The following is a 15,221-nucleotide window of genomic DNA, read 5'->3' on the forward strand; positions in this document are numbered from 1 at the left end:
CTGTCTTTACCTCTTATGCCAGACGCGGGTTAACTTTTTCTGGATTGATATCGAATTTCTTAATGGCTTCAGCCACTACAGACGTTTCGATTTCGCCGCGTTTAGCCAATTCACCCAGCGCAGCAACCACAACGTAAGACGCATCCACTTCGAAGTGGTGACGCAGATTTTCGCGGCTGTCTGAACGACCAAAGCCATCCGTACCCAGTACGCGATAATCGCTGGCCGGAACGTATGTACGAACCTGTTCAGCAAACAGTTTCATGTAGTCAGTAGACGCCACCGCTGGCGCGTCGCTCATCACCTGGGCGATGTACGGAACGCGTGGGGTTTCAGTCGGGTGCAGCATGTTCCAGCGCTCACAGTCCTGACCATCGCGGGCCAGTTCAGTGAAGGAGGTCACGCTGTAAACGTCAGAACCTACGCCGTAGTCTTTGGACAAGATCTCTGCCGCTTCACGTACGTGACGCAGGATGGAACCGGAGCCCAGCAACTGCACTTTCCCTTTGCTGCCTTCCAGCGTATCCAGCTTGTAGATACCCTTACGGATGCCTTCTTCCGCGCCTTCCGGCATGGCTGGCATGTGGTAGTTTTCGTTCAGCGTGGTGATGTAGTAATAAATGTTTTCCTGCGCTTCACCGTACATACGCACCAGACCGTCATGCATGATGACAGCCACTTCGTACGCGTAAGACGGGTCGTAAGAAATACAGTTAGGGATAGTCAGAGACTGAATATGGCTGTGACCATCTTCGTGCTGCAGACCTTCGCCGTTCAGGGTAGTACGACCTGACGTACCGCCGATCAGGAAGCCACGCGCCTGTTGGTCACCCGCTGCCCAGCACAGGTCGCCGATACGCTGGAAACCGAACATGGAGTAGTAGATGTAGAACGGGATCATTGGCAGATCGTTGGTGCTGTAAGACGTCGCTGCGGCCAGCCATGAAGACGCGGCACCCAGTTCGTTAATACCTTCCTGCAGGATCTGACCTTTCTCGTCTTCTTTATAGTAAGCAACCTGCTCACGGTCCTGCGGGGTGTACTGCTGGCCGTTCGGGCTGTAAATACCAATCTGACGGAACAGACCTTCCATACCGAATGTACGCGCTTCATCGGCGATGATCGGCACCAGACGGTCTTTAATGGAGTCGTTTTTCAGCATCACGTTCAGTGCACGGACGAAAGCGATAGTGGTAGAGATCTCTTTCTTCTGCTCTTCCAGCAGTTGTGAGAAGTCTTCCAGTTTCGGCATTTCCAGCTTCTGAGTGAAGTTTGGCAGACGGGTCGGCAGGTAGCCTTTCAGCGCAGCGCGACATTCGTGCAGGTATTTGTATTCTGCAGAGTCTTTTTCCAGCGTGATGTACGGCAGTTTTTCCAGATTTTCATCGGTTACTGGCACGCTAAAACGATCACGGATATAGCGCACGCCATCCATGTTCATTTTCTTCACCTGGTGAGCGATGTTTTTACCTTCGGCAGCGTCGCCCATGCCATAACCTTTAATGGTATGCGCAAGGATAACGGTCGGCTGACCTTTGGTGTTCTGTGCTTTGTTCAGCGCAGCGAAGACTTTCTTCGGATCATGGCCGCCACGGTTCAGCGCCCAGATTTCGTCGTCGGTCATATCTTTGACCAGAGCGGCGGTTTCAGGGTATTTGCCGAAGAAGTGGTCACGAACGTATTTACCGTCGCGGGACTTGAAGGTCTGGTAGTCGCCATCCACGGTTTCGTTCATCAGCTGGATCAGTTTACCGCTGGTGTCTTTACGCAGCAGTTCATCCCAGCGGCTGCCCCAGATGACTTTGATCACGTTCCAGCCAGCGCCTGCAAAGATGCCGTCGAGTTCGTTGATGATTTTGCCGTTACCGGTGACAGGGCCATCAAGACGCTGCAGGTTACAGTTGATGATGAAGCACAGGTTATCCAGTTTCTCACGGGTCGCGATGGTGATCGCCCCTTTGGATTCTGGTTCGTCCATTTCACCGTCGCCCAGGAATGCGTAAACGCGCTGTGCGGAGGTGTCTTTCAGACCACGGTGTTCCAGATATTTCAGGAACTTGGCCTGATAGATGGCACCGATCGGGCCCAGACCCATGGATACGGTCGGGAACTGCCAGAATTCAGGCATCAGTTTAGGGTGCGGATAAGACGACAGACCTTTACCGTGAACTTCCTGACGGAAATTGTTCATCTGGTCTTCAGTCAGACGGCCTTCAAGGAAAGCACGCGCGTACACGCCCGGAGAGATGTGGCCCTGGAAGTACACCAGATCGCCGCCGTCTTTTTCGTTGCGCGCACGGAAGAAGTGGTTGAAGCACACTTCGTACACGGTCGCAGAAGACTGGAAGGAAGCCATGTGGCCGCCGAGTTCCAGGTCTTTCTTGGACGCACGCAGAACGGTCATGATGGCGTTCCAGCGGATAGCAGTACGAATGTTACGTTCCAGCTCCAGGTTACCCGGGTATTCAGGTTCGTCTTCAACAGCGATGGTATTGACGTAGTTACGGCTGGCTGCGCCAGCAGCGACGCTTACGCCGCCCTTGCGCGCTTCACTGAGAACCTGATCGATCAGGAACTGTGCACGCTCAACACCTTCTTCACGGATGACCGATTCGATCGCTTGTAGCCAGTCGCGAGTTTCGATCGGATCCACGTCATTATTTACACGTTCTGACATGGTGCTTTTCCTTATCTGTCTCTAATACGTTGGTTTATCTGGAGCCTGTCTTCCTGCGCTCTTTCTAAAACGCGCTTCGCCGCTAAGAGAACGCACGAAGACAGGCCCGTCATGTAGTTGCCGTGAGCCCTCAAATGAAGGCTCTAAAAATTAACCCTGATGGTTAACTTTCATCTTTTCGTTGCTGGAGCCGTCGTAAAGACCGATCCCGCCGGGTGTGTTCCCTGCTGAGATCCAGCAAAACTTCTTCAATGAACGCCAGGTGACGGTGAGATGCGGCACGCGCTATTTCTGGTTCCCGTGCAACAATCGCCTCGAAAATACTGGCGCGGTGGTTGCTTACCGTCGCCAGCATTTCCCGGCGTGAGTAAAGCAATTCAAAGTTCTGTCGAACGTTCTTCTCGAGCATCGGCCCCATACAGCGAACCAGATGCAGCAGCACCACATTATGGGCTGCTTCTGTTACAGCGACCTGATACTGCATAACCGCGTCGGCTTCTGCGTCCAGATCTCCGCTGTCTTGTGCGGTCTGAATGACCACGTGACAATCGCGAATGCGCTGCAGATCTTCCTCTGTGCCACGAAGCGCCGCGTAATACGCAGCGATACCTTCAAGGGCGTGTCGTGTTTCAAGGAGATCGAATTGTGATTCAGGATGGTCGGCCAGTAACTCAGCCAGCGGATCACTCACGCTTTGCCACAGGTTACTTTGTACGAAAGTACCACCACCCTGACGGCGCAGGAGTAGCCCCTTCCCTTCCAGGCTTTGGATTGCCTCTCTGAGAGAAGGTCGCGATACATCAAACTGTTTGGCAAGTTCGCGCTCTGGCGGAAGCTTTTCCCCGGGTCTCAAGGTGCCTTCGAGGATCAGAAACTCAAGTTGCTGCTCGATCACATCGGATAACTTAGGCTGTCGGATTTTGCTGTAAGCCATATATGTGCGGTTCTCTGCGAGTAGCGACTCTGTTAAGTTGCCGGAGTCAATTGGTAATACCAATTTAAAAAACGTGGCCGTAAAGTAACAAAGTATTCACCTTGTGTCCATATGGCTACCCAGTAAATGCGTCGACCCCGCACATTTTAACAAATTTTTATCATTTATCTTTTTTACCCGGCCTCAGATCACATTTTATGGATCCTGAACAAATTTACAGTCAATTTGGCTATTTGTTATGCAGATGATGCATAAACCCCGTGCAAACTTTTCCGCATAACATTATTCTTGCCCGAACGGTAGATGATCCTGATTTTTAGGCACAATCCAGCCGTAAATAATTAGATACAAAAAGTGTAATTATCGCCTTACATTCTCTCTAACACACAGAATGTTATGGGTTTTGCCCCAATGACAGAGGACAGGTAAATGGTTGATCAACAACAAGGCGATGAGCTGAAGCGCGGTCTCAAAAACCGGCATATTCAGTTGATTGCATTAGGTGGGGCCGTCGGTACAGGGCTGTTTCTGGGCAGCGCTTCCGTCATTCAGTCCGCAGGGCCGGGGATTATTCTCGGTTATGCCATTGCGGGTTTTATCGCATTCTTAATTATGCGTCAGTTGGGTGAAATGGTGGTTGAAGAACCGGTTGCCGGTTCATTCAGTCATTTTGCCTATAAATACTGGGGCGGATTTGCAGGTTTTGCTTCCGGCTGGAATTACTGGGTGCTGTACGTTCTGGTCGCGATGGCCGAACTGACTGCCGTCGGTAAATATATTCAATTCTGGTGGCCAGAAATCCCGACATGGGCTTCTGCCGCGGTTTTCTTCGTGCTGATCAACGCTATCAACCTGACTAACGTTAAAGTGTTTGGCGAGATGGAGTTCTGGTTTGCGATCATCAAAGTGGTTGCCGTGGTGGCGATGATTCTGTTCGGTGGCTGGCTGCTGTTCAGCGACACGGCAGGCCCTCAGGCAACAGTTCGCAACCTGTGGGAGCAAGGCGGTTTCCTGCCCCATGGCATGACCGGGCTGGTGATGATGATGGCGATCATCATGTTCTCTTTCGGTGGCCTGGAACTGGTCGGGATTACTGCTGCTGAAGCGGATAATCCGGAAACCAGCATTCCTAAAGCGACCAATCAGGTTATCTACCGTATTCTGATTTTCTATGTGGGCTCACTTGCCGTCCTGCTTTCCCTGATGCCATGGACCCGTGTCGGGCCGGATACCAGCCCGTTTGTGCTGATCTTCCATGACCTGGGTGATGCACTGGTAGCGAATGCTCTGAACGTGGTGATCCTGACGGCAGCGCTGTCGGTTTATAACAGCTGTGTTTACTGCAACAGCCGCATGTTGTTTGGTCTGGCTCAGCAAGGCAACGCGCCTAAAGCATTGCTCAACGTCGACAAGCGCGGCGTGCCGGTGGCTTCTATCCTCGTTTCTGCTGCCACCACAGCGCTGTGTGTTCTGATTAACTACCTGATGCCGGGTGAAGCGTTTGGTCTGCTGATGGCTCTGGTGGTGTCTGCACTGGTGATCAACTGGGCGATGATCAGTCTGGCGCACATCAAATTCCGTCAGGCGAAACGTCGTGAAGGCGTGGAACCTAAGTTCAAAGCGCTGCTGTATCCGCTGGGTAACTATATCTGCCTGCTGTTTATGGCGGCAATTCTGGTGATCATGGCTATCACCCCGGGCATGGCGATCTCCGTATGGCTGATCCCGGTGTGGCTGGTAGTTCTGGCCATCGGTTACTGGGTCAAAAATCAGCAAAGCGGGAAATCCGTTAACGCTTAAGTATTCGTTTTAAAATTGAAACGGAAATGCGCCCCGGTTAAGTGAAGACTTACCGGGGCGCTTTGTTAGGTACGTCACATTTCCTCCCGTATGACCAAAATGTCCATCTTCATGACTCTTACCTCCTGACCCCTCTTCCCTTCTCCGGCCAATACTCAGGGCTAACAAACAGTTTTTTAACAAAATCCTTTTATCCACAATCCGGAGAGAACATCCATGAAGGAAGGCGCACTGTCGTTCAAAGAGAAAGTGGCGTACGGAATGGGGGATGCGGGCTGCAATATGATTGGCGGCGCCATCATGCTGTTTCTTAATTATTTTTACACAGATATCTTCGGTTTAGCCCCGGCACTGGTTGGCGTATTGCTGCTATCAGTGCGTGTTATCGATGCCGTCACCGACCCGATCATGGGCGCGATTGCTGACCGTACCACCACCCGCTGGGGCCGTTTCCGCCCGTATTTGTTATGGGTTTCGGTGCCATACGTACTGTTCAGTGTGCTGATGTTCACTACACCAGAATGGAGTTACAACAGCAAAGTTATCTATGCGTTTGTAACCTACTTCCTGATGTCCCTGACTTACACCGCCATCAACATCCCCTACTGCTCGCTGGGCGGCGTTATTACTGCCGATCCGCATGAGCGTGTTGCCTGCCAGTCTTACCGCTTCTTTATGGTAGGGATCGCGACACTGATCCTGTCTTCCACCTTACTGCCGATGGCCGACTTTTTCGGTGGCGCAGACAAAGCCAAGGGCTATCAGATGTCGATGGGGGTGATGGCAATCATCGCGCTGTTCATGTTCCTGTTCTGCTTCAGCTCGGTAAAAGAACGTATTCAGCCTGCTGTACCGTCAAAACATGCCTTAAAATCTGACCTGAAAGATGTGTGGAAAAACGACCAGTGGGTAAGCATCCTGCTGCTGACGTTCTGCAACGTGTGCCCGGGCTTTATCCGTATGGCAGCCACTATGTATTACGTCACCTGGGTAATGGAAAAATCCACATCCTTTGCCAGCATGTTTATCAGCCTCGGCGTGGTGGGCATGATGATCGGCAGTGCACTGGCAAAACCGCTGACCGATAAATACTGCAAACTGAAAGTGTTCTTCTGGGCCAATATCATCCTGACCATTTTCTCCTGCGGATTCTATTTCCTCGACCCGCACGCCACCACGCTTATTCTGGTGGCGTACTTCATCCTTAACATCATGCACCAGCTCCCTTCCCCGCTGCACTGGTCGCTGATGGCCGACGTTGACGATTACGGCGAATGGAAAACCGGCAAACGTGTTACCGGCATCAGCTTCTCCGGTAACCTGTTCTTCCTGAAATGCGGACTGGCGGTAGCGGGCGCGATGGTCGGCTTCCTGCTCTCCGCGTATGGCTACAATGCCAGCGCAACGCAGCAAAGCGACCATGCCATCAACGGCATCATGTTGTTGTTCACTGTCATTCCTGGCGTGGGCTACCTCATCACTGCCGGTGTTGTACGCTTACTGAAAGTTGATCGCGAAACCATGCGTACCATTCAGGCAGATCTGGAGATTCGCCGCCGTAATTACCGCGAGCTGAATGAATATCACGACGAGAAAAATGCACAGGACGCAGAAGCACTCAGCGTCCCACTGACCAGCAAGGAGCTGAAACATGAGTAATTATCCCAACCCGCTGATTGAGCAACGTGCAGATCCGCATATCTGGCTGCACAGCGACGGAAACTATTACTTTATCGCATCAGTGCCTGAATATGACCGGCTGGAGATCCGCCGCTCGCCAACGCTGACAGGGCTTGCCGACGCGCCTGCCACCATTGTCTGGCATAAACCTGATACCGGCCCGATGAGCGCACTTATCTGGGCACCGGAGTTGCATTTTATCGACGGACAGTGGGTGATCTATTACGCAGCCGCCCCCTCGCAGGAGATTGTTGACGGTTTATTCCAGCACAGAATGTATGCGCTGGTGTGTGAAGAGGCGGATCCGCTCACAGGGAAATGGCAGGAGAAAGGCCGGATCCAGACGCCGATCGACAGCTTCTCGCTCGATGCCACGCACTTTGAGCATCAGGGCAAAAGCTATTATCTGTGGGCGCAGAAAGACCCGGAAATTCGCGGAAACTCCAATTTGTATCTGGCTGAAATGGAAAACCCGTGGACGCTGAAATCACCGCCCGTCATGCTCAGCAAGCCGGAGCTGGACTGGGAAATCATCGGTTTTTGGGTTAATGAGGGGCCGGCGGTGATCAAACACGGTGATAAAATTTTCATCACCTATTCCGCCAGCGCCACAGACGAAAATTACTGTATCGGCCTCCTCACTGCAGACATCAACAGCAATCTGATGGATCCGGCGAGCTGGCATAAATCCCAGCGTCCGGTATTCACCACGCAGGCTCAGAACCGGCAGTTCGGGCCGGGACATAACAGCTTCACTCGCAACGAACAGGGCGCAGACGTGCTGGTATACCACGCCCGAAATTACACTGAAATTGAGGGTGATCCGCTGTACGACCCGAACCGGCATACGCGCATTAAAACCTTCCGCTGGGACGAGAATGGCATGCCCGATTTCGGAGAACCCGCCGCCGATAACCGTCCGCTGACGTTACAAAAACAGCACTGACAAAAAACAAAAAGCCCGGACACTAAAAATGTACCGGGCTTTTTTATGCAATATCGGATGATAAAAGAGAATTAAATCAAGGTGCCGTAAATCGTCAGCAGCGCAACAACCACCAGGATTATCATCGTCACTTTACGCGCGAGGCTCACAGCAGCGCGAGGTGTCTGTACCGGATCGGTATGCGGATCGCGCGCCAGAGAGAACTGCGCCAGCCGCGTTAATACATGATATTGCGAAGAGTGAATATCGCCCAGCGAAGCAAACCAGGCCGGTAAGGCTTTCTCGCCATGACCAAGCAATGCATAAGCCACGCCGGCCAGACGAACAGGGATCCAGTCGAGAATATGTAACAGGGCATCCACGCCGGACTGCGAACGTTTCAACGGCGGCATATGGCGCGCCAGCCAGGTCTGGTAACCGCGCAATACGGCATAACCGCCCAGCGCTATCGGTCCGTAAGGCCCACAAACCACGAACCAGAACAACGGCCCGAGATAGTAACGGTAGTTAATCCAAAGCAGCGCATTTTGCAGCTCTCTCAGCCGGGCTTCTTCGCTGCAATCTGTCGGCAACCCATGGATCAAGGCCAGCTCTTCTGCCATTTCCTTACAGGCATCAGCATCGCCCTGACGGGCGGACTTAAGGTAAGCGCGGTAATGCTTGCGTTTGATGCCAGCGCCAATACACAGCAGACATAAAATCACCCAGAAAATCAGGGTTGGCACCCCGAAGAAGATCCCCTGCACTGCGCGCAATACTGCCCAGATGATCACCATCCAGACAATCGTAATGACCAGCGTTTTAGCCAGAGAAGCCTGCCGGCCGCGGCGGAAAATCACCTCAAACCGATGATCCAACTGCCAGTGTTCACCCAGTTTGAACAAGCGTTCCCAAGCCAGCACCAGGAGCAAAGTAAATAACGTCATCGATTGTCACTCTCTCTCAACACATCACACCCGTAAAAACGAAACCGAAAACCGGTTAATTACAGGTCAGAAAGGTCATTCTGCCCTACCGGCAGCGCTAACAGCTTGCGATAAAATGCCCAGTCGAATTCAGGGCCGGGATCGGTCTTACGCCCGGGGGCAATATCACTGTGTCCGGTAATCGCCTCAAGACTAATGGGATAATGCTTCATTAACAACTCAGTAACGGCAACCAGGTTGCGATATTGCGCATCAGTAAAAGGCTCAAAATCCGTCCCTTCCAGCTCAATACCAATCGAAAAATCATTACAGCGCTCACGCCCCCGCCAGCTGGATACACCCGCATGCCAGGCGCGTTTATCAAAGGGCACATATTGCACAATCTCGCCATCACGACGAATTAAACAATGCGCAGCAACGCGTAAGTGACTGATCCCTTCAAAATAAGGATCATCCTGCGGATTCAGTGTACCGGTAAACAATTGATCAATATAAGGACCGCCGAATTTTCCAGGCGGCAAACTGATGTTATGGATCACCAGCAATGAGGGAATTTCATCTTCAGGACGGAGATCAAAATGAGGGGAAACGACCTGCCGGGCTTCTGTTATCCAGCCTTGTTTTAAGTGCATCAAAGACCTCAATGATGTGCTCAGGTGGTACTTATCACAGCAACAGGGTAGCATGTTTTTTTGTCCTTCTTATCCGCCATTTCGGAGTATTTGTATGTCTACCCGCAGCTACAGCCGTGAAAGTCGCCGCGCACAGTTACTCGAACGTATCCAGAATGATATTCCTTCTCTTGTTACTCAGGCTCTCGGTGAGGATCTTGGGGGCGAAGCCAATGCCAACAATGACTTAACTGCTCAACTGTTGCCGCAAGACAAAAATGCTAACGCCACCATCATTACCCGCGAAGCCGGTATTTTCTGCGGACAGCGCTGGCTGGACGAAGTCTTTCTCCAACTGGCAGGCGATAAAATCACCGTCAAATGGCATGTCAAAGACGGCGACCACGTTTCTGAAAACCAGACCTTATGTGAACTCTCAGGCTCCGCACGCATGCTGCTGACCGGTGAGCGCACCGCTCTTAACTTCGTGCAAACCCTGTCCGGTGTGGCAACCGAAGTGAATCACTATGTGAAAATCCTTGAGGGCACAAAAACTCAGTTGCTCGATACCCGGAAAACCTTGCCTGGCCTGCGTACGGCACTGAAATATGCCGTGTTATGCGGTGGCGGAAGCAACCACCGCCTTGGTCTTGCCGATGCATTTCTGATTAAAGAAAACCACATCATTGCCTGTGGCTCGATAAAAGCCGCCGTAGAACGCGCCTTATGGATCCACGCCGACGTGCCCGTCGAGGTAGAAGTCGAATCCATGGATGAACTTCAGCAGGCGCTGGATGCGGGTGCTGACATTATCATGCTGGATAACTTCACCGTGCCGATGATGCGTGAAGGCGTTGCCCTCACCGCAGGCCGTGCGCTACTTGAAGTCTCCGGTAACGTGACGGAAAAAACGCTACGCGAATTCGCGGAAACCGGCGTGGATTATATTTCTGTCGGCGCGCTGACCAAGCATGTCAGGGCCATGGATCTTTCCATGCGCTTCAGCTAATCGCTGCGCTGTTGCCCCTGAATTCCTTTCGAGGGGCAACACGAATTCTTGCGATCTATTTCATCTTGCCGCACTACCCTCGCATTCACCCTTTCTGAACACCACCCCCTTTTTCATTTCATCTTTATTGTTGCGAGACATCGCACATATGTTTTGCCTGCCTTGCTGGCATACATATTTATCCTGGCAGATGTCGTGGAAAAGCCAGCAATAGCGCTGGAGTCAGGCTTTTTCTCCGTTTAGTTTGCTGCCTGAGAAACAACCACGCAGTCTTACGAAACGGAGAACGCCATGAAACGGCAACAAGGATTTACCCTCATTGAACTGATGGTAGTGATCGCGATTATTGCGATCCTGAGTGCCATCGGCATACCCGCTTACCAGAGTTATATCCAGAAAGCAGCCATGACTGACATGCTGCAAACTATGGTGCCCTACAAAACCGGCGTCGAACTGTGCGTCATCGATACGGGGGCGCTGACGAATTGCAGCGCCGGCAGTCAGGGAATTCCGGCGGCAGCTACCAGTCGTTATGTCAGCCAGATTCAGGTTAATGCGGGCGTAATTTCACTGACAGGTCAGCAGGCACTGGACGGTCTCAGCGTTGTGATGACACCGGTCCGGGATAATCAGGCGGGCGGTATCACATGGAGCAGAATCTGCACCAATGCCAGTAATACTTCGATGGTTGAAGCTTGCGAAAGCGTTTTTCGGTTTGACACCACAGGAGCGCCATAATGAGTGATATGCCACTGCGCCCCGAGTCTCCGCCCGATAATGATCGCCTGCAAAGCGAAGCGTCACTTGAAGCACTGTGTCAGCGCTACAAAGCCGTTGTATTGCATCGCGACAACCAGACTCTTCATGTTGCATGCCATGAAACAGAAGCAGACACGGATGCCTTAAGTAATGTACTGCGCTTTACCACTGGCTTAAAAGTGCAGCTTGAACGCTGGCCACAAACGCGGCTTGAACAAGTCATGGAGCAAGGAAATTCAGAAATAAAGAAAAAAACGGCCGCAGACGAATCGTGGGCATCCGCACAAACCGATGAAAACAATGAACTGAATAATCAGAGTGATGCGCCGGTCATTAATGCTCTCAATCAGATACTCAGGCAGGCCATCACCCGCAGGGCTTCGGATATCCACTTTGAGCCGTACGAGCACAGTTTCCGGGTTCGTATGCGAATTGACGGAGTATTGCAGGAAGTCCCCGGACCTGAATTTTCGATGACAGCGGGCGTGTGCGCACGACTAAAGATTATGGGGCAGCTGAATGTCGCTGAGCGACGGTTACCCCAAGATGGCCAGCTCTCAGTCATGCTGCAAAATCAGAGATATTCTATGAGAGTATCTTCTCTGCCGACCTTACACGGCGAAAAGATCGTGCTGCGCATTCTGCATATGACTCAGCAGGATCTCTCTATGCCTCAACTGGGCTTCACACCACGGGATCTGGACTATTTCAAAGCCGCACTTAAACATCCACAAGGGCTAATTCTGGTCACCGGCCCGACAGGCAGCGGAAAAACGGTCACGCTTTACAGTGGTCTTCGTCATCTTAATGCCATCTCCCGCAATATTTGCAGCGTGGAAGACCCGATTGAGATCCCGGTCAGTGGCATCAATCAGACCCAGATTAACAGCAAAACAGACCTCAGTTTTGCCAGTGTCCTGCGTGCGTTATTACGTCAGGATCCTGATGTAATTATGGTCGGAGAGATCCGCGATAAAGAAACGGCCGAAATCGCGGTAAAAGCCGCTCAGACCGGACATCTGGTGCTCTCAACACTGCATACCAATTCCACTTGCGAAACACTGACCCGCCTGCGACAGATGGGGATTGAAGGTTTTCATATTGCTGCCAGCTTACGTTTGGTTATTGCCCAGCGGCTGGTACGAAAACTCTGCCCGCATTGCCGTAAACCGCATGTATCACTGGTCGAAAAAGGTGCTGATGGCAGCAGCGGACACATGCAGTTGTGGCTACCTGCAGGATGCCATCAATGCTTTTCGGGCTATTACGGGCGCACCGGTATTTATGAAACGCTGAACATAACACCCGGTTTGCAGCAGGCGCTGGTGGCAGAGGCAAGTGTCAATGAGTTGAGTAAGATTGCCCGCGAACAAGGGCAGAAAACGTTGCAGGAAGCCGGTATGGCGCTGGTCGAACAAGGGATCACCTCACTTGAAGAACTTTATCGTGTTACCGGTGAAGGCGCGGATACATGAAAACTGACAGCGGCGCGCCTCAGTCCTGGCGGTTATATCACTGGCAGGCTATCGACACTCTGGGAAGCCTTCAGCAAGATCACTGCATTGAGGTGGGTAAGGACGGCATTTACCAGCAGCTTTTTGCTGCTGGATTGCAACCGCTGAAAATCAGAATGAAGCAGCGATTGGGACGACGTTTCTGGAAAAATCAGGAACGTGTTGCATTCGTCAGGCAACTTGCAACGCTGCTACAAGCCGGGCTACCGCTGGTCAATAGCCTGACGTTGCTGGCCAACGAGCACCCGAAACCCGCGTGGCATTGTGTACTGTCAAATGTTGCGAAAGGCGTTCGCGAAGGAAAACCGCTGTCGGTAACACTGAATCATTATCCCGATGTATTTCCTGATATTTACAGACAGATAATTTCTATTGGTGAGATAACGGGACAACTGGACAAATGCTGCCTGCAACTGGCGACTCAGCAGGAACAACAGGCTGAATTAAGAAGCAAAGTAAAAAAGGCGTTGCGGTATCCGCTGATTGTCAGCGTTATCGCTATCGTGGTCACTCTGCTGATGCTGACTTTAGTATTGCCTGAGTTTGCCAAAATCTATGCTTCCTTTGATGCCGAACTCCCCTGGTTTACACGCATGCTGGTCATTGCTTCTGGTGCCCTCATCAGCACCGGCCCCTGGCTGGTGGGTATTTTTTCGCTTTGTTGTTTCGGCTATCTGCAGAAGTTACACCCGCTTAAGCACTGGCAACTGCGTGAGCAGATGTTACTGCTCAGGTTACCTCTGACGTCACGACTGGTGACAGACAGTTGCCTCAGCCAGATATTTCAAACGCTGGCAATGACACAACAGGCGGGCATGACGTTAATTGCCGGGCTGGCAGCAGCGTCTGCATCAATGTCCAATCTGCATTTTCAGGCCGCACTGAACCAGATACGTGAGCAAATCATGCAAGGAACACCGTTACACAAAGCTTTTGTCCAGTCGCCACTGTTCCCGACCTTATGTCATCAGCTGATAAAAATCGGTGAAGAATCAGGGTCTCTGGACGAGTTACTGCTGAAACTCGCATATCTGCATCATGACAAAGCTAACTCGCTGGCAGAAACGTTGTCACAAACGATTGAGCCGGTACTCATGGCCGTAATGGGGGTGATTGTCGGTGGGCTGGTGATTGCGATGTATCTGCCAATTTTCCAGCTAGGTTCGGTTATGGGATAAATCAAAGAGGAAAAAGCGGCGAAAAATGTTTCGCCGCCATTGTGGTCATATCCTTACTTACTGCCGAACAGACGGTTTTCCTGTTCCGCAACGCGGATGAAGGTTGTACGTTTGGTCAGTTCTTTCAGGCGCTCTGCACCGACGTAAGTACAGGCAGAACGCAGCCCACCGAGAATGTCACGCACGGTGTTTTCAACCGGACCACGCAGAGGCAATTTGACTGTTTTACCTTCCGCTGCGCGGTATTCAGCAACACCGCCGACGTGGCGTTTCATCGCAGATTCTGAGCTCATACCGTAGAAAAGCATGAACTTTTCGCTATTCTCTTCAACGACCGTGCCTTCACACTCGTCATGCGCAGCCAGCATCCCGCCAAGCATAACGAAATCAGCACCGCCGCCGAACGCTTTTGCCACGTCACCCGGAACAGCACAGCCGCCGTCGCTGACAATCTGTCCGCCCAGACCGTGAGCAGCATCAGCACATTCGATAACAGCAGAAAGCTGCGGATATCCCACGCCGGTTTTTACGCGAGTCGTACATACCGATCCCGGACCGATGCCGACTTTTACAATATCCGCGCCAGAAAGAATAAGTTCTTCCACCATTTCACCGGTCACCACGTTGCCTGCACAAATGACTTTATCGGGGCAAGCTTCGCGTACACGTTGCAGGAAACCCACAAAGTGCTCGGAATAACCATTAGCGACATCCAGGCAAACAAACTTCAGCAGAGGCGACAAAGCAAGAATTTGCAGGGTTTTAACGAAATCAGCTTCTGACGTCCCGGTCGATACCATGATATTACGCAGCACGGATTCATCGGAGGAAGTCACGAATGCCTGCCACTGTTCTACGGTGTAATGTTTGTGCACGGCCGTAAGCAAACCAAAAGACGCCAGTACGGTCGCCATACGGAATGTGCCGACGGTATCCATATTCGCAGCAATAATCGGGGTGCCGGTCCAGTTAAAACCTGAGTGTTTGAATGTGAATGTGCGCTCCAGTTCAACTTCGGAACGACTTTTGAGGGTAGAGCGCTTAGGGCGGATGAGTACGTCTTTAAAACCTAACTTTAAATCTTCTTCAATGCGCATGGCGGGTTAGTCCTGGTTTGGCGACGGGTCGCTAGGGTGCACGAAAAATTTTTACACACCCTTTCCAGTGGTTTTATCATACACAGGAAA

At 51.8% G+C, this 15,221-nt stretch carries 12 protein-coding genes; 7 read left to right on the top strand and 5 right to left on the bottom strand.

The genetic code is table 11. The features are described from left to right. Positions 1–13 precede the first annotated feature (13 nt). Both aceE and pdhR read right to left on the bottom strand, forming a co-directional pair. The gene (gene aceE / locus EX31_RS03480; RefSeq protein WP_037033409.1) at positions 14–2,677 is read right to left on the bottom strand and encodes a pyruvate dehydrogenase (acetyl-transferring), homodimeric type; all 2,664 of its coding nucleotides are present in this window, start codon (positions 2,675–2,677) and stop codon (positions 14–16) included. A gap of 163 nt (positions 2,678–2,840) precedes the next feature. After that, a complete protein-coding gene (pdhR, locus tag EX31_RS03485; protein WP_013576986.1) occupies positions 2,841–3,611 on the bottom strand; it encodes a pyruvate dehydrogenase complex transcriptional repressor PdhR in 771 nt (256 codons plus the stop codon). Positions 3,612–4,040: 429 nt separating this feature from the next. Between pdhR and aroP the strand changes: the two genes are divergently transcribed. The 3 genes from aroP (at position 4,041) to EX31_RS03500 (ending at position 8,037) form a co-directional block, all read left to right on the top strand. After that, complete coding sequence (aroP, locus tag EX31_RS03490; RefSeq protein WP_015690460.1) at positions 4,041–5,411, top strand: aromatic amino acid transporter AroP; 1,371 nt, start codon at positions 4,041–4,043, stop codon at positions 5,409–5,411. Between the two features lie 216 nt (positions 5,412–5,627). Further along, positions 5,628–7,070, top strand: coding sequence for a glycoside-pentoside-hexuronide (GPH):cation symporter (locus EX31_RS03495; protein WP_037033410.1), 1,443 nt, complete (start codon positions 5,628–5,630; stop codon positions 7,068–7,070). Then, the gene (locus EX31_RS03500) at positions 7,063–8,037 is read left to right on the top strand and encodes a glycoside hydrolase family 43 protein (RefSeq protein WP_037033411.1); all 975 of its coding nucleotides are present in this window, start codon (positions 7,063–7,065) and stop codon (positions 8,035–8,037) included. Before EX31_RS03495 ends, EX31_RS03500 begins: the two co-directional genes overlap by 8 nt. Positions 8,038–8,108: 71 nt before the next feature. On the opposite strand, the gene ampE is transcribed toward EX31_RS03500, so the two are convergent. Both ampE and ampD read right to left on the bottom strand, forming a co-directional pair. Then, a complete protein-coding gene (gene ampE, locus EX31_RS03505; RefSeq protein WP_013576990.1) occupies positions 8,109–8,963 on the bottom strand; it encodes a beta-lactamase regulator AmpE in 855 nt (284 codons plus the stop codon). A 59-nt stretch (positions 8,964–9,022) separates the two neighbouring features. Continuing rightward, the gene (gene ampD, locus EX31_RS03510; protein WP_013576991.1) at positions 9,023–9,595 is read right to left on the bottom strand and encodes a 1,6-anhydro-N-acetylmuramyl-L-alanine amidase AmpD; all 573 of its coding nucleotides are present in this window, start codon (positions 9,593–9,595) and stop codon (positions 9,023–9,025) included. A gap of 94 nt (positions 9,596–9,689) precedes the next feature. On the opposite strand from ampD, the gene nadC reads away from it, so the two are divergent. The 4 genes from nadC to hofC all read left to right on the top strand — a co-directional run bounded on the left by nadC (position 9,690) and on the right by hofC (position 14,034). Then, the gene (gene nadC / locus EX31_RS03515; RefSeq protein ID WP_013576992.1) at positions 9,690–10,583 is read left to right on the top strand and encodes a carboxylating nicotinate-nucleotide diphosphorylase; all 894 of its coding nucleotides are present in this window, start codon (positions 9,690–9,692) and stop codon (positions 10,581–10,583) included. 291 nt (positions 10,584–10,874) lie between these two features. Then, entirely contained in the window at positions 10,875–11,321 is a 447-nt protein-coding gene (gene ppdD, locus EX31_RS03520) for a prepilin peptidase-dependent pilin (RefSeq protein ID WP_013576993.1), read from the top strand. Further along, entirely contained in the window at positions 11,321–12,817 is a 1,497-nt protein-coding gene (gene gspE / locus EX31_RS03525; RefSeq protein ID WP_037033412.1) for a type II secretion system protein GspE, read from the top strand. Before ppdD ends, gspE begins: the two co-directional genes overlap by 1 nt. Beyond that, positions 12,814–14,034, top strand: coding sequence for a protein transport protein HofC (hofC, locus tag EX31_RS03530; protein WP_037033414.1), 1,221 nt, complete (start codon positions 12,814–12,816; stop codon positions 14,032–14,034). Before gspE ends, hofC begins: the two co-directional genes overlap by 4 nt. 53 nt (positions 14,035–14,087) lie before the next feature. Here the strand turns inward: hofC and EX31_RS03535 are convergent, their stop codons facing one another. Further along, positions 14,088–15,131, bottom strand: a complete 1,044-nt coding sequence (locus EX31_RS03535) for a GMP reductase (protein ID WP_037033416.1) — start codon at positions 15,129–15,131, stop codon at positions 14,088–14,090. Positions 15,132–15,221 lie beyond the last annotated feature (90 nt).

Origin of the sequence: Rahnella sp. WP5 (assembly GCF_000745615.1) — a bacterium.
Classification (GTDB): domain Bacteria; phylum Pseudomonadota; class Gammaproteobacteria; order Enterobacterales; family Enterobacteriaceae; genus Rahnella; species Rahnella aceris.